At 59.1% G+C, this 24,583-nt stretch carries 18 protein-coding genes; 2 read left to right on the top strand and 16 right to left on the bottom strand.

Annotation, left to right across the window (positions count from 1 at the left end; genetic code table 11):
* Nucleotides 1–11: 11 nt before the first annotated feature.
* The 6 genes from QMG93_RS25915 to QMG93_RS25890 all read right to left on the bottom strand — a co-directional run bounded on the left by QMG93_RS25915 (nucleotide 12) and on the right by QMG93_RS25890 (nucleotide 6,850).
* Nucleotides 12–989 (bottom strand): ABC transporter ATP-binding protein, encoded by a 978-nt coding sequence (locus QMG93_RS25915; protein WP_281941663.1) that lies wholly within the window; start codon nucleotides 987–989, stop codon nucleotides 12–14.
* Nucleotides 990–995: 6 nt separating this feature from the next.
* Entirely contained in the window at nucleotides 996–1,991 is a 996-nt protein-coding gene (locus QMG93_RS25910; protein ID WP_281941661.1) for an ABC transporter ATP-binding protein, read from the bottom strand.
* An 8-nt stretch (nucleotides 1,992–1,999) separates the two neighbouring features.
* Nucleotides 2,000–2,926, bottom strand: coding sequence for an ABC transporter permease (locus QMG93_RS25905; protein WP_281941659.1), 927 nt, complete (start codon nucleotides 2,924–2,926; stop codon nucleotides 2,000–2,002).
* A 21-nt stretch (nucleotides 2,927–2,947) separates the two neighbouring features.
* The gene (locus QMG93_RS25900) at nucleotides 2,948–3,865 is read right to left on the bottom strand and encodes an ABC transporter permease (protein ID WP_281941657.1); all 918 of its coding nucleotides are present in this window, start codon (nucleotides 3,863–3,865) and stop codon (nucleotides 2,948–2,950) included.
* A 74-nt stretch (nucleotides 3,866–3,939) separates the two neighbouring features.
* A complete protein-coding gene (locus QMG93_RS25895) occupies nucleotides 3,940–5,478 on the bottom strand; it encodes an ABC transporter substrate-binding protein (protein ID WP_281941655.1) in 1,539 nt (512 codons plus the stop codon).
* Between the two features lie 22 nt (nucleotides 5,479–5,500).
* A complete protein-coding gene (locus QMG93_RS25890) occupies nucleotides 5,501–6,850 on the bottom strand; it encodes a M20/M25/M40 family metallo-hydrolase (RefSeq protein ID WP_281941654.1) in 1,350 nt (449 codons plus the stop codon).
* Between the two features lie 186 nt (nucleotides 6,851–7,036).
* On the opposite strand from QMG93_RS25890, the gene QMG93_RS25885 reads away from it, so the two are divergent.
* The gene (locus tag QMG93_RS25885) at nucleotides 7,037–8,347 is read left to right on the top strand and encodes a hypothetical protein (RefSeq protein WP_281941651.1); all 1,311 of its coding nucleotides are present in this window, start codon (nucleotides 7,037–7,039) and stop codon (nucleotides 8,345–8,347) included.
* 129 nt (nucleotides 8,348–8,476) lie between these two features.
* Here QMG93_RS25885 and QMG93_RS25880 read toward each other — a convergent pair whose 3' ends face one another.
* From QMG93_RS25880 to QMG93_RS25850, 7 genes are all read right to left on the bottom strand, one after another.
* Nucleotides 8,477–9,775 carry an amidohydrolase gene (locus QMG93_RS25880; RefSeq protein ID WP_216789304.1) on the bottom strand — a complete coding sequence of 433 codons (1,299 nt, stop codon included), beginning with the start codon at nucleotides 9,773–9,775 and terminating at the stop codon, nucleotides 8,477–8,479.
* 290 nt (nucleotides 9,776–10,065) lie between these two features.
* On the bottom strand, nucleotides 10,066–10,488 hold the full coding sequence (locus QMG93_RS25875; protein ID WP_281941648.1) for a hypothetical protein: 423 nt from the start codon (nucleotides 10,486–10,488) through the stop codon (nucleotides 10,066–10,068).
* A gap of 30 nt (nucleotides 10,489–10,518) precedes the next feature.
* Nucleotides 10,519–11,067 carry an EthD domain-containing protein gene (locus QMG93_RS25870; protein ID WP_281941647.1) on the bottom strand — a complete coding sequence of 183 codons (549 nt, stop codon included), beginning with the start codon at nucleotides 11,065–11,067 and terminating at the stop codon, nucleotides 10,519–10,521.
* Nucleotides 11,048–11,539: a hypothetical protein gene (locus QMG93_RS25865; protein WP_281941645.1), complete on the bottom strand. Its 492-nt coding sequence runs from the start codon at nucleotides 11,537–11,539 to the stop codon at nucleotides 11,048–11,050. Before QMG93_RS25865 ends, QMG93_RS25870 begins: the two co-directional genes overlap by 20 nt.
* A 137-nt stretch (nucleotides 11,540–11,676) precedes the next feature.
* Nucleotides 11,677–11,976 carry an ArsR/SmtB family transcription factor gene (locus QMG93_RS25860; protein WP_373949116.1) on the bottom strand — a complete coding sequence of 100 codons (300 nt, stop codon included), beginning with the start codon at nucleotides 11,974–11,976 and terminating at the stop codon, nucleotides 11,677–11,679.
* 148 nt (nucleotides 11,977–12,124) lie between these two features.
* Complete coding sequence (locus QMG93_RS25855; RefSeq protein ID WP_281941642.1) at nucleotides 12,125–13,486, bottom strand: DJ-1/PfpI family protein; 1,362 nt, start codon at nucleotides 13,484–13,486, stop codon at nucleotides 12,125–12,127.
* Nucleotides 13,487–14,148: 662 nt separating this feature from the next.
* Nucleotides 14,149–14,604, bottom strand: a complete 456-nt coding sequence (locus QMG93_RS25850) for a MarR family winged helix-turn-helix transcriptional regulator (protein WP_281941641.1) — start codon at nucleotides 14,602–14,604, stop codon at nucleotides 14,149–14,151.
* A gap of 142 nt (nucleotides 14,605–14,746) precedes the next feature.
* Between QMG93_RS25850 and QMG93_RS25845 the strand changes: the two genes are divergently transcribed.
* Nucleotides 14,747–15,607 (top strand): DMT family transporter, encoded by an 861-nt coding sequence (locus QMG93_RS25845; RefSeq protein ID WP_281941639.1) that lies wholly within the window; start codon nucleotides 14,747–14,749, stop codon nucleotides 15,605–15,607.
* An 88-nt stretch (nucleotides 15,608–15,695) separates the two neighbouring features.
* Here QMG93_RS25845 and QMG93_RS25840 read toward each other — a convergent pair whose 3' ends face one another.
* The 3 genes from QMG93_RS25840 to QMG93_RS25830 are packed head-to-tail and all read right to left on the bottom strand — an operon-like array spanning nucleotide 15,696 to nucleotide 24,573.
* Nucleotides 15,696–17,156: a DHA2 family efflux MFS transporter permease subunit gene (locus QMG93_RS25840; RefSeq protein ID WP_281941638.1), complete on the bottom strand. Its 1,461-nt coding sequence runs from the start codon at nucleotides 17,154–17,156 to the stop codon at nucleotides 15,696–15,698.
* A complete protein-coding gene (locus QMG93_RS25835) occupies nucleotides 17,153–17,380 on the bottom strand; it encodes an MbtH family protein (RefSeq protein ID WP_281941637.1) in 228 nt (75 codons plus the stop codon). The genes QMG93_RS25840 and QMG93_RS25835 overlap by 4 nt, the downstream gene beginning before the upstream one ends.
* Complete coding sequence (locus QMG93_RS25830) at nucleotides 17,377–24,573, bottom strand: amino acid adenylation domain-containing protein (RefSeq protein WP_281941635.1); 7,197 nt, start codon at nucleotides 24,571–24,573, stop codon at nucleotides 17,377–17,379. The genes QMG93_RS25835 and QMG93_RS25830 overlap by 4 nt, the downstream gene beginning before the upstream one ends.
* Between the last annotated feature and the right edge of the window lie 10 nt (nucleotides 24,574–24,583).

Here is a 24,583-nt window from a genome sequence, read left to right as displayed (position 1 = left end):
TGATCGCTCCTTTATAGCGGAAAATGGCAAGCCGCCAAATGGCCGTCCGCTTGCCGCTCCAAGGCAGGCGGCGCGCTGCGGCAAATGTCCTGCGCGTAAGGGCAGCGCGTATGAAAGCTGCAGCCCTTCGGAGGGTTCGCCGGGTTGGGCAGATCGCCCTGCAGGATAATGCGCTCCTTCCGCTGCGTCGGATCGGGCACCGGAACGGCCGATAGCAGCGCTTGCGTGTACGGATGGCGGGGGTGCGCGAACAAGGAGTCGCGGTCCGCCAGCTCGACGATTTTGCCCAAGTACATGACGGCGATGCGGTCGCTGATGTGTTTAACCGCAGGCAGCCCGTGGGCAATGAAGATGTAAGTCAGCTTCAGTTCTTTCTGCAGCTTCTTGAGCAGATTCAAAATTTGCGATTGGATCGACACGTCCAGAGCGGACACCGCCTCGTCACACACGATCAGGCTCGGATTCAGCGCGAGCGCCCGGGCAATCCCGATGCGCTGCCTCTGGCCGCCGCTGAATTCGTGGGGATGTCGCGACATATGGTGCTCATCCAGGCCGACCAGCCGCAGCAGCTCGACGACCCGCTCCTTCAAAGCTGCGCCTTTATACAGGCCGTGCACCTCCAGCGGCTCGGCGACGATGTCCTCGACCTTCATTCTCGGGTTGAGCGACGAGTACGGGTCCTGGAAAATGATTTGCAGATGGCGGCGCACCTTGCGCACGTCCTCTTTGCCAAGCGCCGTCAAGTTCTGGCCCTCGAACCAAACTTCGCCTGCCGTCGGCTCCAGCAGCTGCAAAATAAGCTGGCCCGCCGTCGACTTCCCGCACCCGGATTCGCCCACGATCCCAAGCGTCTCCCCGCGGTTCACAGTAAAGTCGAGGCCGTCTACGGCATGCACAACCCCTTTTTGCCGGGAAAACAAGCCTTGCTTGAACGGAAAATGCTTTTTTAACCCTTTAACTTCCAATAGTAGCTGGCTCGTTTGGCTCATGTCAAATCACTCCTTACTGTAGAAGCAGCGCGCCCAATGGCCCACGGCAACCGGTTCGAGCATCGGGACGTTGGACTTGCAGTGCTCGGTTGCGACCGGACAGCGCGGGTGGAACGCGCAGCCGCCCGGCATGTTCAGCGGATTGGGCACCGAGCCGTAGATGGAGCCCAGCTCTTCACGCTGCTCGTCAAGCTTCGGCAGCGAGCCGAGCAGCCCTTTCGTATACGGGTGCCTCGGACGGGCGAACAGCTCGAACACGTCCGCTTCTTCCACGACCTCGCCAGCATACATCACGACGACCCGGTCGGCCATCTCCGCCACGACGCCGAGATCGTGGGTGATCAGCACGACGCCCGTATCCCGGTCCTTGCTCAAGCCTTTGAGCAGCTCCAAAATTTGCGCCTGAATCGTCACGTCGAGCGCTGTTGTCGGCTCGTCGGCGATCAGCAGCGCCGGGTTGCAGGCCAGCGCCATCGCGATCATGACGCGCTGCCGCATGCCGCCGGAGAGCTGATGCGGGAAATAATCGACGACTTTGTCGGCCCGCGGGATGCCGACGCTCTCCAGCATGGCGATGCTTTTCGCTCTCGCCTGCTTTTTGTCCGCGTTCTGGTGGTTGCGAAACACCTCGCCTAGCTGATTCCCGATCGTGAACACCGGATTCAAGGACGTCATCGGCTCCTGAAAAATCATCGAAAGCTTATTGCCCCTCAGCTTGCGCATTTCTTTATGGCTCTTGCCGAGCAGGTTCTCGCCTTCCAGCAAAATCTCCCCGCCGACAACTTTGCCCGGCGAAGCGACGAGTCCCATAATGGACAGGGACGTGACGCTCTTGCCGCATCCGGATTCGCCGACAATGGCGAGCGTCTCCCCTTTCGATACCGTGAACGAAACCCCGTTGACGGAGGCGACGACGCCTCCCTCGGTTTTGAAATGGGTTTTCAGGTTTTTAACTTCCAACAGTGGCGCCAAAGGTTTCACCTCGATTCGTGTCGTGTACATCCCGCGAGTTAAGATTCTTTCGTTTTCATTCGCGGGTCCAATATATCGCGCAACCAGTCGCCGAGGAAAATGATCCCCAGCACGGTAATCGTAATGGCGATGCCGGGGAACGTCGCGACCCACCAGCTGGTGGCCAGATATTGTCTGCCGTCACTTAGCATGCCGCCCCACGTGACGGTTGGCGGCTGAATGCCGAGTCCGAGAAAGCTTAAAGATGCTTCCAATATAATGGTCGTGGCGATGCTCAGCGTGGACACGACGATGAATGACGATACGACGTTGGGCAGAATATGCTTGAAAATAATCCGTACGTCGCGCGAGCCGACGGCACGGGCCGCTCTCACGTAATCGCGCTCCTTGACGCTGAGCACTTCCCCCCGGATAATGCGCGCATACTTGACCCAGTTGGTGACCCCCAACACGAAAATGAGCGAGAACAAGCCGGGACCGAGCACCGCAAGAATCACGAGCATGAATAAAATATTCGGAATCGCCAGGAAGGCGTCGACGATCCGCATTATGATCCGGTCGGTCCAGCCTCCGTAATATCCCGAGACCAGCCCCAGAATGACGCCGATCGTTCCGGCGACGGCCACGGCGCATACGCCGACGAGCAGTGAGATTTGCGAGCCGTAGATGATGCGGCTGAGGACGTCGCGCCCCAGATTGTCCGTGCCGAGCGGATGGTCCGTCGTGCCTTTCGCCATCCACATCGGAGGCACCAGCCGCTTGGCCGCATTCGTCTTGGCAGGATCGTGCGGGGCCACGGCGCTCGCGAAAACCGCCATGAACACAACCGCAACGACGATGATAAATCCGATGGTACCCGTCTTGCTCTTCAGCAGCGAACGGACGATGCGCGCCGCCTTGCCGGGACGCTTCGATGCGGATGCTGCGCCGACCTTTCCGCTTTGCGCTTCTATCGATACGCTCATGTGTGCGCTCGCCTCCTGCGTTTAATTGAATTTGATGCGCGGATCCAGCAGCCGGTAGACGAGGTCCGCGAGCATGTTGCTGAGAATGACCAGGAACGCGATGACGAAAACGGCCGCCTGTACGATCGCCATATCCCGGGTATTGACCGCTTGAATAATAAGCTGCCCCATGCCGGGCCACGCATAGATCGTCTCTGTAATGAGCGCCCCGCTGATCAGTGTGGAAATTTGCAGCGCCATGATCGTGACGACCGGAATGAGCGAGTTGCGGAACGCATGCTTGTAAATGACAAGCTTCTCGGCTACGCCTTTACTGCGGGCGGTTCGAATGTAATCCTGTCCTAAAATTTCCAGCATACTGGAGCGGATCAAGCGCGTCATTTCGGCGGCGATCCCCGTACCGAGCGTCACTGCGGGCAGAACCAGATGCAGCAGCGTGCCGCGGCCGGACACCGGGAACATCCCCAAGTTCACGGAGAAGAGCAGAATAAACATAATGCCGAGCCAGAAATGCGGCATCGCCTTGCCTAGCACCGCCGCCCCGGTAGCGAACACGTCCCAGAACGAATTGCGCTTGGTCGCTGAAATGATGCCGAGCGGAATGGCGATAACCGTCGCGACGAGCATTGCCGCAGCCGCGAGCTCGAACGTCGCTGGCAGCCGGTCCAGCACGATCGGCAGCGCAGGCTGGTGGTAGCGGAACGAATTGCCGAAGTCCCCCTGTACCAATTGCGCCATAAATTTGAAATATTGGATGTGCAGCGGCTGGTCCAGACCAAGCGCCGTGGTCAGCGCCCTGCGGTCTTCGTCCGTCGCCGTGTCCGGAAGCATCAGCGTGACCGGATCTCCGGAAACGTGGACGAGCAGGAACACGATCAGGGAGATCAGAAACAGCACGGGGATAAACTGCATAATCGACTTCACGAAAAATTGCCTCACGGTGTACCTCCCAAGGACAGGATGGAATGACAAAGGGGTCTGCGACTGAGACCCCTCGAACAAGTTAGGTTAGCCTACTTCAAAATAATTTCGTCCGCATATGTGATTTCGTCGATTCTCGGAGTAAACTCTATGCGTTTGTTGATGCCGTAGTTCGCGCCCAATTGCAGCAACGGAATTTGCGGACGGTCCTTGGCCAAAATGTCCTGCGCCTGCTGGAACTGCTTCTCCCGCTCCTGGGCGTTCATATTTTTCTCCGCGTCGCTCAGCAGCTTCGTCACTTCGGGATTGTTGTACCCCGTATCCGGTTTCAGACGCTTGTACAGCAGCGCGGCGTCGAACATCGAGTTGGAGTACGCGACAAGGAACATATCTCCGGTCGTGCCGGCATTGCGTTTTTCGTTGAATTTGCTCGATTCCAAAATTTCCATCTTCACCTTGATGCCGACCTCTTCCAGCATCGCCGCGATCAGCTCGGACGTTTCCTTATCCTTGAGCGACTTGCCTACCGAGCCCGTGAAGTTGATCGTAAGACCGTTTTCAAAACCGGCTTCCTTCAGCAGCTGCTTGGCGCGCTCGGGATTGTAGTTCGACTTGCCGAACAAATCCGGCTTCGCTCCGAAGATGCCCGGGATAATCGGCGTCAGCGTTTCTTTGCCGTCGCCTTCGAACAGGCTGTCGATAATCGCTTTTTTGTTGATCGCCAGATCGATGGCCTCGCGCACGCGCGGATCGGCCGTCGGGCCGCTCGTCGTGCGCAGCGACAGCAGCATGACGCGTGTCGTCGGACCGCTGATCGTCTGGGTCGAGTTGACGTTGTTAATCCGTTTCATATCGGTCGGCGGAATCTGCACCGCGATGTCGACCCCGTCGGTCAGCAGCTCGGAGACCCGTGTCGCTTCCTCCGGAATCGAGCGGAACACCAGCTTGTCCCATTTCCCTTTTTCGCCGAAATAATCGTCGTTTTTCACCAGAATGACGCGGTCGTCACGAATCCATTCGGAGAATTTGTACGGGCCGGTGCCTACAGGCTTTTTCAGAAACTCGTCCCAGCCCTTTTCCTGAATATATTTGGACGGCAGCATGCTGGAGCCGAGGCGGGACAGGCGCGACAGCAGAACGGGCTCCGCTTCGTGGGTAATGACGTCGACCGTCAGGTCGTCGACCGCCTTCACTTCCTTGATCTGCTTGTAGTTGCCGTTCTCCACCAGCTTGGCGTCTTGGGCAACGCGCTCCAGCGAAAATTTCACGTCGGCCGCCGTAAACGGATCGCCGTTCTGGAATTTGACGCCCGGGCGCAATTTGAACCGCCAGGTGGTCGGGTTCACATTTTCCCACGATACGGCCAAATCGGGCTGAAACTTGCCTTCCCGATCCCGCTTAACCAAGTAATTGAACATGTTGACATGAACCGACTCCGTGCTCGTAAAGCCGTGGTTGTGGACGTCGAAGCCGAGAATGTCGCCGCTTCGGGCAATGGTCAGCACCTTCTCCTTCGTTTGCCCGCTTCCCTGCTGCCCGCCTGTACCCGCCGCATCCGGTTTGCCGCAGCCGGCAAGACCGACCGACAACGCAAGAACCAAGGCCAGACTGATGGATGTAAACCTTTTCATAAATGTGTGTCCCCCTTCAGGATTACTCTTGGATGGCAAAGTCTTCGATAATGGCCGCGATATGCTTGATGCCTCGGATATAATCGTCGACAGCGATATTTTCATTCGGGGCATGGTTATTCGAAGCAAAATGCCCGACCCCGACGGAAACCGCAGGAATGCCGATGCGCTGGCACAAAATGTACATCGGGCCGGTCGCGGGCGACATTGGCTTCAGCGTCGGCTCCGTCCCGTAGACCTGCTTGGCCGTCCGGACGACCGACCGCGCCAGAGCGTTATCGAGCGGCGTACGGGCCGGATACGTCATCGTATACGGAATCGCTTCGATATCGGCGAAGCCGTGCTCGTCCAGGTGCCGGCGCAGTAGTCGGAAGATTTCGAACGGGTCCTGATCGGGCACGAGACGAAAATCCAGCTTCACCCTCGCCTCGGACGGCAGAACCGTCTTCTTGCCCTGGCCGGTATAGCCCGATTGAAACCCGCACACGGTACAGGTCGGCTGGTAAATCAGCTTTTCTTTCAGCGGCAAACCGGACAGCCCGAGGACGAACGAGTCCAGACCGAACTTCTCCAAGGTGCTTTCTTCGTCGTAAGCCATCTGCCGGAGCACCTCGATGTCCGCCTCGGACAAGGCAGCCACCTTATCGTAAAAGCCTTCGATATGTATGCGTTCGTCGGGCGTTTTGAGCGTGTTGAGCGCCCAGATTAACCGCCAGGCCGGATTTTCGATCACGGCAGCATGCGAGGAGTGCATCTCCGTATTCGCCCCCCGGCACACGAGCTCGACGTAGCACATGCCTTTCACTCCGAAGCTGGCCTGCAGGCTGCCATCTGCGTTCTTGTAGCCGAACTCCCAGATACAGCCGTCCGCTTGCACAAGCTCCCTGTGCGCGTCGACGAATTCTCGGAGATGCAGGCTGCCGATCTCTTCTTCGCCCTCAATAACGAACTTCACATTCAGCGGAAGCCCGCCCCGCACCGCCGTATAGGCATGCACCGCAGCGAGCCGGGCGGTCAGATTGCCTTTGTTGTCCGCGACCCCCCGGGCATAGATGCATCCGTCCCGGATTTCGGCGGCAAATGGCGGCGAGTCCCACAACTCCACCGGGTCTTCCGGTTGCACGTCGTAGTGATTATAAAAAGAGAGCGTTTTCTTTTTACCGTTTGCAAACTCGCCGTAGACGACCGGGTAGCCGGAAGTATCGATCCGCTTCGCGTGGCCGCCGATCTCCCGGATCAGCCCCTCCACCATCTTCGCGGTTTCCACCATTCCCCGGTTTTGCGCCGCAACGCTCGGCTGGCGGCATAACGCCTGCAGCCAGCGGATATACTCGTCCCGGTGCCGCTCGATATAGTCAAAGACGTCCTGCAAGAATAACCACCCCCGATTTAGTGGAAAAATTCCCTTAATAGTCCCTTAATAAACTATAAAACATGTGCTATGATAGTGTCAACAAATAAAAATCGATCCGGACCCGCATTTCAGAAGGATTTTTACTGGTTGCTCCGAACTTGGAATAGGTCCGGCATTTTACATTCGGAAAGGACATCAAACGATATGATTGCCAGAGTTGGAGCCGTCGGCCCGAAAGATTCGATCGACCTGATCCGCGAGATCGGCCAAGAGTTTCAAGACCGGTTGACGATCGTTCCGTTCGTCTATCAGAACGTAAGCGAAACGGCGGATATCGTCCGGCGCGAAGAACATCACATTGACCTATGGGTATTTTCGGGACAAGCCCCTTACGCGATCGCTCAGGAGCAGAACATTAAGCAACCGGCGCTTTTCCCGCAGTTGAACGGCTCCTCCCTGACGAAGGTGCTGCTCGAAATCGTATACCGCGACCGGCTGCAGCTCGGGCGGGTCAGCTTCGATACGATCCTGCCGGAGCATTTCTACGAAACCTGCGCGGAGTCGGATCTGGCTTACGACACCATTCCGCTGCTGTCGTATACCGGCTTCAAGCCGACCGAAGAGCTGGTCGCCTTCCACTCCGGGCTGTTCGCTCAAGGCAAGGTCGATGCCTGCGCCACCTGCTTGAGCCGGGTGTACGAGGAGCTGAAGTCGCAGGGCATTCCCGTCTACCGGATTACGCCCAACCGGATGACGATCCGCACGATGCTCCATCTGGCCAGCACCGCAGGCGAAACCATGCATTTCAAAAAATCGCAAATCGCGGTCATGCTCATCGATATCGAAGAGCCGGAAAAGCTGATCGGGCAAAACAAAAGCTCCTACGACGTACGCCGTCTGGACCTGCAGCTTCAAGAGACGATTCTGGGCCATGTCGAGGCGCTGTCCGGCTCCTTTGTCGCCCTCGGCAACGGCAAATATATCGTCTTTACGACCCGGGGAGCGTTCGAGACGGCCGAGGCGAGTGCCCATCCTTCCGTGCTGCTCGAAAAAATCGCCTTGCTCACCGACCTGAAAACGAACATCGGCATCGGTTTCGGCGTGACCGCGCTCGCTGCCGAGCGCAATGCGCAGATCGCCCTGCAGCACGCCAAAAAAACGGGCAATTTTTGCGCCATTCTGGTCACCGACACAGGCGATATCGAAGGTCCCCTGCGGCAGACCGGCAGCATCAACTTCAACTATCGGACGGAGGATATCAAGACAAGCGAGCTGCTGAAAAAAGCGGGCGTGACGATCACGACCTACAACAAGCTGCTGTCCGTCCAAAAAAACCTGGGGCAAAACTCGATCAGCGCCCCCGACATCGCCGAATGGCTCGGCATGACCAAGCGGAACGCGCGCCGCATCCTCGGCGACCTGGAAGAGCACGGCCTCGTCGAGCTCATCGGCGAGGAAGCGCCGACCAACCGCGGCCGTCCGCGCAAAATATTCCGCGTCAAGGAGCTGCGCTAATCGTCCGCAGCTACCGTCGCCCGCGAACGGCGCTTATGCACGGCGCCGCTTTCACGGACGGCGGTCAGGGTAGCGCTTTCATAAAGCGATACGTCTTTTTTTCCCTTTGGGCCCCTTTTTTGCTTCGATTTATCCTTCTTGACATGCCAACACAAGCCGGACCAAAATTTCCGTCCCGATCACCAGCACGTCCTCGTCAAAATCGAAGCGGACCTGATGATGCCCGTCGGTCAGCGGTGAGCCGAACAGTAGATAAGACGCTTGGCCGCCCTGCTCCTGCACGCGGTTCATCATATAGACGACATCCTCCGAGCCGCCCAAGTCCATTCTCGGCACGAAAGATTTGACGCTGCCCATCTTCTCCGCCTCCTGCCGGATAAGCGGAATTAATCCGGGACTGCTCTCGGCTCCCGGTGCTTCGCCAACGATCTCCCATTCGCAGGCGACGTCGTGCAATTTGGCCGTCTGCTCCAGGATGCGGATCGTTTCTTTTTTCATAAAATCGTTCAGCTCGGTCGTCTCGCCGCGCGTTTCCAGCTCCATCACCGCTTTGTCGGCGACGATGTTGCGGCCCGAGCCCGCTTTGAGCGTGCCAACGTTAATCCGGGTCGCCCCTTCGCTGTGGCGGCTGATCCCGTTCAAGTGCACAATCGCCGAGGCCGCGGCCAGCAGAGCATTGCGCCCTTCCTCCGGAGCCGCGCCCGCATGGGCCGCTTTACCGGTGAAGACGGCGTTGATTTTGGTCGTCGCCAAAAAGCCCCCAACCGCGCCGACGATTTCGCCCAGCATTTTGCTTTGGAAGGCGATGTGGCCGCCGAATAAATAATCCACGCCGTCGAGCCATCCGGCATCGACCATCGCTTTGGCGCCGCGGCTGCCCTCCTCTGCAGGCTGAAACAGCAGGCGGATTTCTCCGGACAGACGTTCCTTATATCCCGCCAGCAGCTCCGCTACGCCAAGCCCGATCGCCGCATGCCCGTCATGCCCGCAGGCGTGCATCATGTTCTCGTGGCGCGAAGCGAAGCCTTCCCGGACGGGACGGTGGTCAGCGGCGGCGCATTCCGTCAGGTCGTTGGAATCGATGTCGAAGCGCAGCGCCACGACCGGACCCGGCTTCCCCGTCCGGATGACTCCCACGACGGCCGTATGACCGTCCCGCATCCGTTCGACCCAGCGCGGATCGGCCCCTTCCTCAATCGCTCTGTTCTCGTGGTGCCACAGCACTTCGGGCTGGGGAACGCCCATGCGCGAAGCGGATTTGCACGCTTCCTCCCGCACGTGAACATGGTATCCCAGCCGGCTCAATTGCTCCGCGATAATCGCCGCCGTGCGGTATTCCACCCAGCCCGATTCAGGGTACATGTGAAAGTCCCGCCTTCTTTGTATGAGCTTGCTTTTGATGCGCAGCACTTCCTGACTGATGTCCATCGGTTTATAATCCTCTCCTGTGCGAAACCTGACTGTCAATTTATTAACGGAATAATTCCTTAATAGTTCCCAATTAGAATATAAAATTTAATACCGCTTCTGTCAACAAGAAGCGGTGAGAGTATTAAGGAACCCGCTTCGCGTAGAAAACTCTCTTCATACGCCGGTGGGGTATATCCCTCCAGCCGCTGCCCTCCCCCAGAAAGTGAAGTAACACTTGGAAGCTTATTCCGATTACTTTCTGGGGACCCCCTATCTACCCGTGAACTTGATTAGATTTTGCGGTATTTTCACGGGTAGCAGGGATAGCGTAGACCAAAAAGCGGAAAAACCGGCGAACAGAGCCCCCTGAGCGACAATGGCCCGCCGCAGTTGGGGATACGACCTCCAACCACAACGGACGCCGTCATCAACAGCAAAGGGGATGGAGCCAAGGCCTCTGCGACGAGAGCGAGAACCAACCCCGCCGTTTGCCATAGAATCAGCTTCCTCCGGTCAAGCGTATCGCCAAGCGGAACAAGTAGCACCAGGCCAAGCGCGAAGCCGAGCTGGGTCGCTGCCGGAATGAAGCTCACGCTGTTATCGCCCTCGCCATAGCTATGGGCCATATGCCCTAACAAAGGTTGGTTATAATAAATATTTGCGTTGGAGAATCCTGCGGCGGCAGCCAAAAACAAAGTAAGGCCACGGACGCCCCGCCCCTTGTCGCTCATATGGCCTTCTCCTTTCTCTGCCGGGGCAGATTACCTTATCGTCGCATGTTCCGGATATACCCGGTTCACTACATTGTAGTTCAGTCCGGTCCAATATTCGGATACTTTCGGATCGGCGATCAGGTGCTCGTCTTTCTCAATTTCGCTGTACTCGTCGGTCATCAGAAAATCCTCTACATCGTTCATATTGGCAAAAGCCATGATCGTAATTCCGTCAATCCCGCTTGAGACGGGATGCCAGAACGGTTCCCCTTCGGATACCGGACCCATATTATGAAGCTGAACGTAACGCTTGACGTATTTGTGCGTCGCAGGCTTCGCTAGCACAAGGCTCGCATGCTTACGGAGCCAGCGCTCCTGGAACTCCTCCCGGCTCATGCCCTCTTGTCTTCGGTGAATCTTCACGAGCAGGATCGGGTCGCGCTGTGTTGCGCTCGGCAATATAATGTGCTCTGTCGCAATAACAGGGGCCAACTCACGGAAAATGGCCTGGTCTTCAGGAACAATCTTCGTTCGGAGTTTTTCTTGGCTGAATACGGCTTTCAAATCGTCGGGGGTGTTAAAAGCAAGATAGGCCATCCCAATCCGGTCGTCTATATTCCGGAATGTGACCGATGACCGTATCGTACAGCTCGCCGTTTGCGTCAGTCGGGGCCTCATAAGGCGGCGGGGTAAAATGGGTCGGACCCGCGGAAATGCGATGCACCTGATCGTAACGGGCCAAATGCCGGATTTTTCCCTCCTCCGTGTCCTGCGCATAAATAAAGCGGGGGCCGTGAACTTTGCGCCAATACTCTCCCCACTTTTCATAACTGGTATTCGGATCGCCCGCTAATGCAAGCTTCTGCGAGGGATCCGCTGGATCGGCAATCGCCTTTCCTTCCTGATCAAGCAGGGTATTCGGATCTCGTCGGCGTTGATCCAGCGGCGTGTTGTCGGAGCGGGACAATAAGGAGGCCAGAACGGTCATCGGCTCCCGAAAAGACCGGTAATTATCGAGATAGGGCGAACGATGGGAAAACTCGCTCTCGCGTGGCGAATGCTGTTTCATGATACTCACTCCTTTTGAAATTTTTGTTGGCATGGACTCCATGTAGATATCACTTAATTTCCCGATATGTATATATACAGAAATTTAGATTTATAATTGCAAAAAAGAAGCAGGCAGTGCCCGACGAACAGGCATGCCTACAATTCATTCCGCATATATTCCGTAAATTCCCGCAGCAATTGTTCATTTCTTCGGTAGTAGGTCCATTGGCCGTAACGTCTGGATTCCAAAAGTCCGGCTTTTTGCATCATGGACAAATAGCTCGAAACAACGGATTGCGTTAGCCCGGTTTTGGCTTGAATGCTGCCTACGCAAATCCCCCCTTTGAAATCGGCGTCTTTAGGCAAGTAGAGTTGAGGGTCAAAATGTTGTTCCGGATGCTTCAGCCATTCCAAAATTTGACGACGAGCTTCGTTAGACAACGCTTTAAATATCATCGTGGTATCCATAGCTTTACTATATCTATTTTTTTAGATATGTCAATGTCTATATTTTCGACGACGATTTCCTATAGGCAAAAGCTTGTACCGTCAAATCCTTAGTACAAACCTTTGGCGTTCCGGGGACCATACGAACAGGTTCGGCTCATGCGGAAACGGTCTTTCTCCTTACGAAACGTCTGTCTGCCAAATAAACGAGGAACAAAGATAACAAGCCGACACCGATCGGTATGCCGAACGCTTCGTACGAAAATGGCGCTCCTTCAAGCTTAAGCTGGCTTGTGGCGCGGTACTCGAGCCGCTTGGCGGCGAATTTCGCCGTCCGGATATCTTCCTGCTTCGCCAAATCTTCAAACGCAGGCTCCATCGCGAACCGCTCCGACGCATCGTTGTGCAGGTAAAGCTGCTCTGCCTTTCCGCCGTTTTCGTTCCAATTTCGGATATCTCCCGCAGCGCGCGTCTTGACGTCCGGCCCCACAAAAATCATTTTGTCGAGTTTCGGAGCATCCGCTATTTGATATCGGGCGATCAGATTCAGACCGTGCCGGGTAACGATCGGCCCGCGTTTGCTTGATATCGTCAATGTTGTCGTCGTGCCGGAAGCCCCGTACGTGTCAAAAGCCGAGGATAACATCAGCTCGTCGGCCCCGTCATACAGCAGGACCCCGTTCTTTTTCTTGTTCCATTGAAACGCATTGTTCAAAACATAGACGATGTCGCTCAATCCGGCCGCGAAAGGCTCCATTTGCGGATGCTCAACAAAATCGTAGGAAGGGTAATTCATTTCCTTCGCCACTTTCTTCGCCATCGGCTCTCCCATTTGCCGGGATATGACGTACAGCGTAGCATCGATCCCCGAAGTCAGGCCGGCCGAGGAGACTATATTGCCGTCAGGCACGTAACGCAGATCCCTTTTCCAAGTAATCTCGGTATATTTCTTTTCCAATCTGCCGATATCTCCCCAATGCGTTGCCGCAGACTTCCCGTTCAGCAGTCCGGTATCCGCCAAATTCTCCGCCCCGTTGCAGATGGACAACAAGGTCGTTTCCTTGCCGGAGTGCTTCCTTATCCAATCGCGGACAGGCTTGTATTTCGCCTCATCCAAAATCGGCATGAAAGGGATCACGATTATATCCGGACCTTTGCCCGTCAATTTGTCCAACTCGTCGAAAGTGTAATGCGGCGCGACATCAAGGCCGCCCGTCAACGATTTGATGTTTTTGTCGGGAGCTGCCGCAAACACATTGTACGAGTCAGTCATGGAGAACATTTCGTACGGTACGAGAAAATCAAACACCTCGGTCACTTCATTCGCCAAAATAACGGCCACTGTCGGCTTTTTCGAATCATAGGCAGGAGCTTGGATGCTTTGTAAAGAAGCCGGCACCGGTTTATCGTAAACCGACATAGCCTCCTGCATCGTGCTCATGAAACCGATCGTCCCGGTTCCTCCCACAACCAGAACGAAAACGCACACATACACGATAAAACGCCATACTTTTTTCAATTGCCTTCTCTCCCTTGATTTTTTTATAGTTCATTACTAATTATTACTTACTTTCTTAATTAAAGTATATGGGGAGAAGGCAAATTAATAAACTCGCCCGAAGACTATATTTTTCCCCGACTAAGGTCCAGGTAAAAGACATTTTTCTTGAACAGCAGCCGGATGTTTCTTTTATCATCATAACTGAACGGCCCTTTTCTGAACATGACTCCATCGGGCTATTCGCACAGTGCCGGCGAAGCATGGACGTGCATGCTAGAACGCTTTTGCCGCTGAATCGTCTTTCCGAAAAGAAAGCGCCGATGGCCGTTATCCATCAAGATCACCTCCGAATAATTCACACGGTGCTGCTCCAGCAGTCTGATCCTTCCAATCTTTCAGCGAGTCGCTCGGAATAACAACACGCGCATTGTTCATGTGAATTTCCAAGTTTATTTGCCTCGTTTCTATCGGCAAGTAATAGCAACCGCCGCCGCTCGACGACGAGCTGCCGGACGATGGGGTCTTCAGATTGATCGAAGCACTGATCGGTTTTGCCGTTACGTTACCGGCAAGGTCTTTCTGAAGCAAAAACAAAAAAAGAGCAGCTCGCCGCTTGCTCTACACCGGTTTTCGTTTGGTTTTGTAAATGCGTCCGCTTGTCCGTCCGGTCTGTAGCTCCTCTAGCCTTCTCCTTTTTTCAACGCCTCGGATACTTTCGTCATCGCCTTCTCGACGGCCTTCCGTTCTTCTTCATCCAGCACGCTTACGAAGTAATTGTAAATCCCCTCCGCATAGACCGGCCACGTTCGGAGAAATTCCCGCTTCCCTTCCCGGGTCAGGACCGCAAAGGCTCCCCGCCGGTCTTCCTCCGTCCGTTCCCTTTCGACAAGCCCTTCCCGTTCCAGCCGCTCGATCACCCGGGTCAGTCCGCTGCGGGTTAACACGACTTTATTGGCCAAATCGCTCATCCGCAGCTTCTTGTTCGGCGACTGGTACAGGGCCACCAACACATCATAAGTCGTAAGCGGCTCTCTTCGTCGATCGGATAAATCCACTTCGATTCGTTTAATCACGGCGGCATGGGCATTGACAAAAGCCCGCCAAGCCGAAAGCTGGTCTTCCTCAAGTCGGTGCATCCCGTTCTTCCTCCTGAATTGAACATCGGATAACTTCATCATACTTGATTCCGCGTTGACGGAGCAACTAAACCGTGCTAACTTAATTGCATAAGAAATAATTGATTATACAACTATTTTTTTAAAAAAGGAGGTAACTTTCATGAACGGCATGCTTCTCGGGCTTGTGTCGGCTTTATCTTTCGGAACGGCCGATTTCTTCGCGGGAAAATCGAGCAAAAAAATCGGCGTATTTTCCACTCTCTTTTATATGCAGCTCGTCGGCCTCCTCTTCTTGACGGCCGCCGTCTTCTGGAAGGGACAGTGGCCTGCTCTGCTGTCGCTCTGGCACGTTGCCGCAGCCTGCCTGTGGATGGCGGTCGATCTGATCGGAATTCTTTTTCTGTATCAAGGCCTGCTTACCGGAAACTCCGCCGTCGTCGCACCTGTCGCCTCCAGCTTCTCGGTCGTGACCGTCGTTCTGGCCGTGCTGTCCGGGGAACGTTTGGGCGCGGGGACTTGGCTCGGCATCGTCATCACGTTGTTGGGAGTCATCCTGGCATCCATGGTATGGTCCGGGAAGTCGAAACAGCAATCCGGCACGGCGTTGGCGAGCGGAGTGCTTTGGGCCATCTTGGCCTCCCTGTTTCTCGGTGCGGCCTTCTTCGGACTCCGTTTCGCGCAGGAAGCGCTCGGTGGTCTGCTGACCGTCTGGATCGGACGGCTGCAGGCGACGCTCCTGCTTCCGGTCCTTTACCGGCTGCTGAAGATCAAGCTCACTCCTCCGGGCAGGAACGGTGCCGTACTGGTCGCCATCGTCGGCATTCTGGATGCGGTCGCTCTTGTCAGCTACAACACCGGATTGGGACTGGAAGACACCTCTATCGTCATCACGGCAACTTCGCTGTTTGCCATCGTGACTTTACTGTGGGGAGTGCTTGCGGGGGGTGAAAAGCCGGCTTGGAATCAATGGATCGGGGTAGGCTGCACCCTCGCCGGCATTCTGATCGTGTCTTGGCCATAACGGCATGAAAGTCGACAACGTATAAAATAAAAAGATTGCCGCAATCCGCCTTTTTCGGCAGGATCGTCGGCAATCTTTTTCGTACACATTACCCTTCGGCAGGTGAGCTTCGCTCTCCCCCCGTCTTGACCGGGGCTGGAGCGTCCCGCTTGCGTAGCGTTGCGGCGGCATCGGAGTCGCGGATGCCGGACGCAAACCACAGACCGAGCAGCAGGAAGCCCGCCGCCCCTAGCAGGGCGGACCGGTAAGCCGCCAAATTCGGCTCCATGACTCCGGCAGCGTTCGCCGCTCCCGTGCCTACGGCAGCGAGAATGCCGGACAGCAGCGCAAGACCGAGCGCGGAGCCAAGCCGGTTCTGGACCTGGAACCAGGTCGATGCGCGCCCCATCGACGAAGGGGGAATGTTGGCAAACGAGGCGATCTGCACCGCGCCGACCGTATGGCCCAAGCAGACGCCCACGCCGAACAGCAGACTGCGGATCAGCCATGGGTCGGTTCCTTCGTGAACGAAGCTCAGCAGCACGAAGATCGCCGTCGTGCAGAGCAGCCCCGTCATGATGAGCCGTTTGGGGCCGAGCTTCGGATAAGACCAAAGCACGAGTTGGGACGATACCATCAGCCCCAGCGCTTCCGGAAACGTCGTCAGCCCGGTCTCGAGCGCCGAGGCGCCCAGCACGTATTGATACATCAACGGGAAGACGTAGAGCATGCCCAGCAGGCCGGCGGCCGAGCACATGCCGACAAGCCCCGCCGTGCGGAACAGCCTGTCACGCAGCAGACGCATATCCAGCATCGGCTTCGGCGCGCGCAGTTCGACGCCGACGAGAGCGGCCAGCAAAAGCATGCCCAGGAGGCCAGTGCCCGCAATCCAAGGCGAATGCCAGCCGAGGACCGGCCCTTGGCTCAGGGCGTACATCGTCAGCGCCATGCCGGGAGCGGAGAGCAGGAAGCCCGGCAGATCCAGCCGGCCGGCTTCCGGTTCCTTATGCTCCTTGAGATACAGCAGTCCGAACAGCAGAACCGGAATACCGACCGGGAGATTGATGTAGAAAATCCACCGCCAGGAGAACTGGTCCGTCAACAAGCCGCTGACGATCGGCCCAAACGCAGGCGCTGCGGCAATGGGCAGCACGAGTGCCCGCGACACCTTGGCCCGCTCCTGCGGCGGGAAGGCCCGGAACAGCATCGCCATGCCGACGGGCGCGAGCAAGCCGCCGCCGATGCCTTGCATCACCCGGTACGCGGTAAGCTCCGCCAGACCGTCGGCCAACCCGCACAAGGCGGAAGCCCCGGTGAACAAGCCGAGCGCCAGCAGCAATATCCGTTTGCTTCCCCAGCGGTCCCCGAGCCAGCCCGCTACCGGCAGGACAAGAGCAAGGCTCGCCAGATAGCCGACGTTGAGCGCGCCGGAAGCCGCCGGCGGTATGTTCAGCTCCCGGCTGATGGTGCCCAGCGCAACGTTCAGGACGGTGGCGTCCATCGCCGCCATAAACATGGCGGCGACATAGACGATGCACACCACGACTTTGGGACTCGGTGCTCCCTTCATCCCTGCTTCGTGTCGGCGTAAGCAGGCTCGGCATCAAGGCTGCGAGGCCGCAGATCCGACCAGTGTGCAGCGATGTAGTCGAGGCATGTCTCCCGAGCAGCCTGCCCGAACACCGCAGTCCAGCCCTGTGGAACTGGGATGAAAGCGGGCCAGAGCGAATGCTGCCCCTCGTCATTGATCAGCACCAGATAGCCGCTGTCCGTTCGCTCGAATGGATTGGTCATCGTTTGATTTCCTCCCTGAAGGTTTTGACTGCCCGGCTTTTCAGCGCCTGCAGCTTCACCGAAATCTGCTGTCCGATCTCCGTCAGCGGTCCGGGCTGGCACAAGTCTTTATGCCGGCACGCAATATCGTAGCGCTCCATCTGCCCGCTAATATACGGACGCCACATCTCGGGATCGATCGGATCGAACCAGTCCGGAATAATTGTGGAATGGAAGAACAGCAGATCGCCCTCGAACCTTTTCGGCACATAGGCCCCCAACAGACGGACCGAATTCTCGTAGGTCGTACGCAGATTCCGGATAATCGCTTCGTCCAAGCTTGCCAGCGCGCTGCCGTCGCTGCGCAAAATCTCAATGGCGGCGGCCATGGTAAGCGGAACGTCGCCCAGACTGTCCGGGTCGTAACCGCCGAGCGCCAGCATCGCGGTCAGCGCTTCTTCCTCGTCTACCTCGCCGCGAATCGGCAAATAATGGCTTGGGAAGGCGTCCAGCATCGCAAGGAACTCAACTTCCTCCCCTTCCTGCTGCAGTTGGACAGCCATCGCCTGTGCCACGTTGCCGCCGAGCGACCAACCCAGCAGCCGGTACGGGCCGGTTGGCTGCACCTTGCGGATGTGCGCAATGTAATCCGCCGTCATCTCGTCCAGCGACTGCGGCAGCGTCTCGCTCTGCGCAATGCCTCGGGCCTGCAAGCCGTAGATCGGGTATTCCATCCCGAGATGCTTCATCAGACCGGCGTAGCACCAGCTAAGCCCGCCCGCCGGATGCACGCAGAAGAGCGGCAGCTCGGTACCATGGGCCCGCAGCGGCAGGAGCACTTGGAGCGCGGATTGATCCGTCCCCATCTCCAGCCGCTCCGCAAGCCCGGCCACCGTCGGCGTCTCGAAGAGGACGCCGATACCGAGATCGCGGCCCATCGCTTCGCGAATATGGCTCATCAGCCGCACCGCCAGCAGCGAATGCCCCCCGAGCTCGAAGAAGCCGTCGTCGATCCCCACGCGCCGCAGCCCCAGCACTTCGGCGAACAAATCGCACAGCACTTCTTCTTGCGGCGTGCGCGGGCCTCTTCCGTCAGGGTCGACGCTCCAATCCGGCGCAGGCAGCGCCTTTCGATCCAGCTTGCCGTTCGGCGTAAGCGGCAGGACGTCCATGCCGATGACGGCCGACGGCACCATGTAATCCGGCAGCGTGGCGCCCGCATACCGGCGCAGCTCGGCTGGCTCGGCGAGCGAGTCCGGCGCGGGGACGACATAAGCGACCAGCCGCTTGTCGCCCGGCTGATCCTCGCGCACCACGACGGCGACCTGAGCGACGCCGGGATGCCTTGCCAGAACCGCCTCGATCTCGCCCGGCTCGATGCGGAACCCGCGGATCTTCACCTGATGATCCGCCCGGCCCAAATAATCCAGCGAGCCGTCGGCGAGGCGCCGGGCCAAATCGCCGGTACGGTACATCCGGGAACCCGGGGCGCCGAACGGATCGGCCACGAAGCGCTCCGCCGTCAGACCGGGCCGTCCCCAATATCCGCGCGCTAGCCCGGCACCGGCGACATACATTTCCCCCGTTACCCCTGGCGGTACGGGCTGCAGCGCCTCATCGAGAACATAGACCCGCAAATCCGGAATCGCTTCGCCGATCAGGCTGCCGGTGCCCGAAGCGGCGCTGCAGCGGTTCAGCTCCTTGTAGCTGACATGCACGGTTGTCTCGGTAATGCCGTACATGTTGATCAATCTCGGGGCGTCGTCCGGATGGCGCGCATACCATTCCTCCAGCCGTCCGAGCTCCAGCGCCTCGCCGCCGAAGACAACGTAGCGCAGAGCCAGCTCCCCGCCCAGCGACGATTGCTCGCGGTCCGCCTGCATCAGCTGATAAAACGCCGACGGCGTCTGATTCAGCACTGTAACCCGCTCCCGTACGAGCAATTGCAGGAATTCCGCGGGCGACCGGCTGACCGTGTGCGGCACCACCACGAGGCGGCCGCCATGGAGAAGCGGTCCCCAGATTTCCCACACGGAAAAATCAAAAGCATACGAATGGAACAGCGTCCAGACATCCTCCGAACCGAAGCCGAACCAATGCTGCGTCGAGGCAAACAACCGTATGACGTTCTGATGCGGGATCACGACGCCCTTCGGCTTGCCCGTCGAGCCCGAGGTATAGATCATATATGCGGGGCTAAGCGGCGACAATGGCCCTCTGCGATCGCGGTCGCCGGGGTTATCCGGCGAATAAGCCTTTAGCCGCTCCGCCGTATCCGGTGCATCCAGCGCCAGACGCGGCAAGCTGCCGGTATCCGGCAAGCCCAAAGCCCCGGCTTCGCTTGTGACAACGTACACCGGCCGGGCGTCCTCCAGCATATAAGCCAGCCGATCGGCGGGATAATCCGGGTCTAGCGGCAAGTACGCAGCCCCGGCCTTCAGCACGGCCAGCACGCCGACTACCATCTCTATCGAACGCGGCAGCGCCAGCGCCACCATCTGCTCGGGGCCGACGCCTTCGGCGATCAGCAGATGCGCCAGCCGGTTGGCGCGACGGTTCAGCTCCGCATAGTCGAGGTTCTCCTCCTCGTAGACGACCGCCTCCGAATCGGGAGTACGGGCCGCCTGCGCCTCGAACAGCGCGGGCAGATGAGCCCCCGGCGTCACGGGCAGCGGCTCGCGCCACTGCTCCAGCAGGCTGCTGCGCTCGTCGGGCATCAAGATGTCCAACCGTCCGATCGGCTGATCCGGCTCGGCCGCCGCTCCCTCCAGCACCTGCACAAACCGCGCGGCCAGCCTTTCTGCCGTGCCGCGCTCGAACAGATCGGAGCTGTACTCCAGAAGCCCTTCCAGCCCGTCCGGCGTGCCATCCGGCCTGCGGCGCTCGTTCAGCTCGAAGGTCAGATCGAACTTGGACGTGCCGGGGCTATCCAATTGAAGACGCGCCTCTACTCCGGGCAGCTCCAGCGCAGCATCGGGCGTATTTTGCAGCACCAGCATGATCTGGAACAGCGGGTGCCGGGCCCTCGACCGTACGGGATTCAGCACCTCGACCAGACGTTCGAAAGGCACATCCTGATGCTCGTAAGCGGCCAGACTCGCTTGGCGGACGCGGGCCAGCAGCTCGCGGAAGGACGGATCGCCGGACGTATCGGTGCGAAGCACCAGTGTATTGATGAACAAGCCGATCAGGCCGTCCAGCGCATCGTCGCTCCGTCCCGCAATCGGACTGCCGATCGGGATATCCGTCCCGCCGCCGAGCCGGGTAAGCAGCGCCGCCAGCGCCGACTGCAGCACCATGAACAAGCTGGCCTTGCTTTCGCGGGCAAGCTCCGCAAGCCGGAGGTTCTGCTCGCTGCCGATCCGGAAGCGGACAACACCGCCCCGGTAGCTTGCTGCCGCCGGCCTCGGACGGTCGGTCGGCAGCGTCAGCTCGTCCGGCAAGCCCTGCAGCGTCCGGGCCCAGTAGCCGAGCTGCTGCGCAATGAGGCTGTCGGAGTCGCCCTCGCTGCCAAGCAGCCGCTCCTGCCAGATCGCATAGTCGGCATATTGCACCGGCAGCGGAGCCCAAGCGGGCAATTCGCCCCGCAGACGGGCAGCGTAGGCGGCGGACAGCTCGCGGGTAAGCGGCACCAGCGACCAGCCGTCGCCCGCGATATGGTGAAGCAGCAGCAGCAGGGCGTATTCGTTTTCGCCAAGCACGAACAATTCGGCGCGAAGCGAAGGCTCCTCAGCTAGCCGGAAGCCGTAGCGCACCGCCTCCGCCAGCCGCGCGGACAGCTCGTCTTCGCGGACTTCGGTTACCAGCAGCCGGGGCTTAGCAGCCACCGCATCCAGAATGAGCTGCTGCGATGAGCCCTGCGTATCCGGGAAAATCGTGCGCAGCGTCTCGTGCCGGCTTACCACATCGCCGAGCGCTTCTTCCAGCGCGGCCACGTTTAGCGTGCCAGACAGCCGGGCCACCAATGGAATGTTGTAGGTCGGACTCGGGCCTTCCAGACGATACAGAAACCACAGCCGGTTCTGGGCAAAGGAAAGCGGGACCGCCTCCGGCCGCTCGGCTGGACGTACGGCGGGTCTGGCGGCCTGCGCCTGATCGAGACGCTTGGCGAGACCGGCCACGGTAGGCGACTCGAAGAGGCCCCCAATGCCGAATTCCACGCCGAACACTTCCCGGATACGGGCCACGATCCGCCCCGCCAACAAGGAATGGCCGCCGAGCCCGAAGAAGTCGTCGTCGATGCCTGCCTTCGCCAGGCCGAGCACCTCCGCGAACAAACCGCACAGCAGCTCCTCCTGCGGCGTTCTCGGACTACGGCTGACGACTGCATGGAAATCCGGGGCAGGCAGCGCCTTGCGGTCGATTTTTTTATTGGGCGTCAGGGGCATGGCGTCCAACGGCACGAAGGCGGAAGGCACCATGTAATCGGGCATCTCTTCGGCCACATACTGCCGAAGCTCCACCGGGTCGGGAACGTCCGGGGAATTGGTTGTGAAATAAGCGACAAGCCGCTTATCCCCGGGCCGATCCTCCCGCGCGACGACCGTAACTTGATCGATGGCCGGATGCCGCGAGAGCAGCGACTCGATTTCGCCGAGCTCCACCCGGAAGCCACGAATCTTGATCTGATGATCGGCGCGTCCTATGTAATCGAGGGTGCCGTCCTCAAGCCACCGGGCAAGATCGCCCGTACGGTACATCCGGCTGCCGGGCGGTCCGAACGGATCGGCTACGAATCGCTCGGCCGTCAGGTCCGGTCGGCCCAAATAACCGCGGGCCAGTCCCGCCCCCGCCAGATACAGATCGCCCGCTACGCCCGGCGGTACCGGAGACAACCCCGCATCGAGCACATAGGCCTGCGTGTTCGCAATCGGCCCGCCGATCGGCGGCGTCCCCGTGCGTTCTTCGCCCAGGCGCCCGGCGGTGGAATAGATCGTCGTTTCCGTCGGCCCGTATTGGTTATGCACCTCGCAGCCGAGCGACTGCATCGCAAGCTTCAGCCCCAGCGGAAACGCCTCGCCACCCGTGATGATCCGCAGGCCGGGGAACGGCTCGGGCTTGCTTGACGCGAGCGCTTGCCACAGCGTCGGGGTCGCTTGCATGATCGTCGCCCCCGACTCATGGATCATCCTTGCCAGCGCAGGCGGGTCCACGATCACCGGCTTCGGAGCGATAACAATCCGGGCCCCCGTCGTAAGAGGAAGGAACATTTCCAGCACCGAGATGTCAAAAGCAATCGTCGTCACCGACAGCAGCCGGTCCTGGACGCTCAGGCGGAACTTGTCCTGCATGGACGTGAGCAGGTTGGTCAAGCTGCCGAAGGTCACGATCACGCCCTTCGGCTTGCCGGTTGAGCCCGACGTGTAAAGAATATAGGCAGGATGAAGAGGCGACAGACGGCCGGTACGGTCTTCGTCGCCGGGAGAAGTTTCCGGCTGGCGCAGCAGCTGCGCTTCGGTGGCAGGCTCGTCAAGCACCAGCAGAGGCCCTGCCGCTCCGGAAGGCAGCCGGGAAGCCGTCTCCCTGTCCGTCAGGACACACAGAGGGGCGGCGTCTTGGAGCATGTAGGCCAACCGGTCCTGCGGGTAGTCGGGGTCCAACGGCAAATACGCGGCGCCGGTTTTATGGACGGCCAGCACCGCCACGACCGCTTCCGCCGACCGCGGCAGCAGCAGCGCCACGATGCCTTCCGGACCGACGCCCCGCGAGATTAAGGCATGAGCCAGCCGGTTGGCGCGCCGGTTCAATTCGGCGTACGTGAGAATCGTGTCCTCGAAAACGACGGCGACCTCATCCGGCGTGCGGGCCGCCTGGGCCTCGACCATCGCGGACGTGGAAGCTTCCGGCAATTCGCGGGCCGTTTCGTTCCATCCGATGAGCACCTGCTCCCGTTCCTCGGTCAGCAGCATGTCGATCTGCGAGATCGGCTGCCCGGGATCGGCCGAGGCAAGGCGCTCCAGCCAGCCAAGGAACCGCCGCTGATGGGCCGCCAGCTCTTCCGCCCCGTACACCGCCGGATTTCCGTCGAAATCTACCCGCAGCCCGCTTCCGTCCGACCGGTCATAGACGTGGATCGACAGATCGTCCACAGGCCCGGCAGACAAATTATGCGGAATGCCGGGGCAGCCGGCAAAGCTCAGCCGATAGTCGAACGGCATCACGTTGACCATCGGCCCGAACAAGCGGCGGTTTTCCCCGAGCAGCTTCAGCTCCCGCCGCATATCCTGCTGCCGGTACAGTTGGTGACGCCGGGCCTCGCGAACCTCCCGTGAAACTTGGCGCAGCAGCTCGGACAGCGGCATCTCGGGCCGCACGGTCAAACGCAGCGGCAGCAGGTTCATGACCATGCCCGGAATGCGCAGCGAAGCCGAGCCCAGACGGCACATCATCGGCTGACCGAGAATCACATCGTCGGCCCCGGTCATCCGATGCACGTAAGCCGCCACCGCCGCAATCACGACATCGGGCCACGTCGTTGCCGTCCGATCGGCCGCGTCCCGCAGCGCAGACGCATCGTCCGGCGACAGCTGCGCGGTCCGGCGCAGGAAACCCGCCCCGGCTCTGGCCGTCCGGCTGCCCAGACTCACCGCTTCCGGCGCGTCGGCGAAGCGGGCAAGCCAGAAGGCCCGGTCCCGCTCCTGCTGTTCCGAAGCGCGATAAGCCTCGTCCTCCTGGAGAATCGATTGCAGTGCGCCGAACGCTCCCGGCCCGGGTGGCTGCTCCTGGGAGAAGGCGGTATAGAGCTGAGCGGCTCTCTGGGCCAGCAAAGAAAAGCTGTAACCGTCGATGACAAGGTGATGGATGCGCTGATACCATAGAAACCGGTCCGGGGCCAGCTTGAACAACGCCTGCGTAAACAACGGTCCGCGCGTCAGGTCCATCGGCTCGGCCAAGTTCTGTCTCATCCAAGCCTCCGCCGCTTCCAGCGGATGATCCGTTCCGCTGAAGTCGATATGATGCAACGTCCAGTCGGACGACGGCTCAAGACGCTGCCAAGGCCCGTCCCCGTCTTCGCCGAAGCGCAGATGCAGCGCTTCCGCCTCCGCCACGGTTTGACGCAGCGCCGCTTCGAAACGCTCCGGGTCTACAGGTCCGCGAATATCGATATATTCCCCCGTATTGAACATTGGGCTCTCCGGGTCAAGCTGCTGGGCGAACCAAATCCCCAGCTGCGCCCCCGTCAACGGCCGGCGGGCCTGCCGAGCATCGGACATTAGCGCTCCC

It is taken from the genome of Paenibacillus tyrphae (assembly GCF_027925525.1).
GTDB lineage: Bacteria > Bacillota > Bacilli > Paenibacillales > NBRC-103111 > Paenibacillus_G > Paenibacillus_G tyrfis_B.
This window is presented reverse-complemented; position numbering and strand designations above follow the sequence as displayed.